Raw genomic sequence first — 1,492 nt, forward strand, 5'->3', positions numbered from 1 at the left:
ATAAGCTCCTGTTTTTTCTCCAAATTTATATTTTGTACTCATTTAATTAATATTGTGTTTACTTTGTGGGCACGAGCGAGACGCTCGCGCTAGCATACGCCTAGCATACGCTCAAGCCAGCAGGGGGTTTTTTCTCCAAATTTATATTTTGTACTCATTTAATTAATATTGTGTTTACTTTGTGGGCACGAGCGAGACGCTCGCGCTAGCATACGCTTAAGCCAGCGGGGGAGCAGACTATTAATTAACTGTTTGCGGAGCTGGCGGGGAAGTAGACTAAACTATTTTTTCTTTATTTTAGAAAATAATTTAGAAAATAAATCATTAATTTCCGACTTCTGCTCTTTGTTTTGAATTAATTTATCATAAAAGTAATTAGGATTTTTATTCTCAAGAATTTCATAAACAGAATCTATTGGGCACTCTCTAAGTACAATTGCATTAGATTTTCCAATGTAAGCTTCATTAGGAGTGAATGCATCTCTATTTCCTGTAAAGAACCATTCTCCTCCAAAATTATGTATTAAAAACTCTCCTAAATATGCAATAAATTTCAATTTTTCTGAGCTATTAAAATTATTATTGTTGTTTAAATCAATAAAATATGTTGAAATACTTTTTACTTCTTCTTCACTAAAAATTAATTTTTCATATTTATTTGTTTGAGCCAAATCTTTTATATATTGTGGTATTTCCGATATGAATTTTTCGAAATCCTTTTTATTCTTTAGAGTATTATATCTATTATCCATATTATAAATTATTATAATTAATAAAATCAAATTTATCTTTACCAAAAGTATCTCTCAAAACTTCAAGTTTCTTTGTCATGTTTACATCAGCTCCATCAAACAAATGCCATTCTATTTTTTTGACTGGAATTTTGCTATCTAAAAGCATTTCTATATCTTTTCTTAATTGGTTTTCTATAAATTCAGAACTTTTTAATTGTCCAGATTTAATCTCTTTAGCAACACCATCAATTAAATTATCAACCTTTCTAACTTCTCCATTGAATTTAAACGTTTTAGGAAAACCATTTTCTAACAATTGAAATTCTTTTTCAGTAAGTTTTCCAATTTCTCTGTTTTTGTATAAAGTTCTGTATTTGGCTTCCCAATCAACTTTACCCAAGGCTAAATCCCCCCGCTAGCGCGAGCGTCCCGCTCGTGCCCACATTATAAATCAATTCACGTCTATCTCTAAAAGTGTTTGGTCATTATTTCCATAATTTCTAGCACTGCTGTATTTCCAATCTATTGGATCAGTTACAAAACCTGATTCAACAGGATTTTGATGAATATAGTTAAGTTTTTGCTCAAAAACCTTTAGCGACCAAATCTCTATTGGATGATTATCTTGTTGCCACCCGAGCCTGAAAGTGCGAACTGGCGAAGCAAAATTGTCTATGCTTTACATTGCTATTCTTTTTACCTGCTCGTTCCATCATCAAAAGCATCCATTCTCTTCGGCTCTCTTGAACATTTTCTTC

At 31.7% G+C, this 1,492-nt stretch carries 2 protein-coding genes and 1 pseudogene; all 3 read right to left on the bottom strand.

All coding sequences use genetic code 11. The features are described 5' to 3' along the window. Positions 1 to 281 precede the first annotated feature (281 nt). Entirely contained in the window at positions 282 to 752 is a 471-nt protein-coding gene (locus tag BMW63_RS17725) for a hypothetical protein (RefSeq protein WP_139174298.1), read from the bottom strand. A gap of 1 nt (position 753) precedes the next feature. Further along, a complete protein-coding gene (locus BMW63_RS17730; protein ID WP_074724788.1) occupies positions 754 to 1,134 on the bottom strand; it encodes a hypothetical protein in 381 nt (126 codons plus the stop codon). Between the two features lie 51 nt (positions 1,135 to 1,185). After that, positions 1,186 to 1,492, bottom strand: a pseudogene (locus BMW63_RS18500) (transposase); the annotation flags it as partial.

This window comes from Flavobacterium frigoris (assembly GCF_900111075.1).
GTDB lineage: Bacteria > Bacteroidota > Bacteroidia > Flavobacteriales > Flavobacteriaceae > Flavobacterium > Flavobacterium frigoris.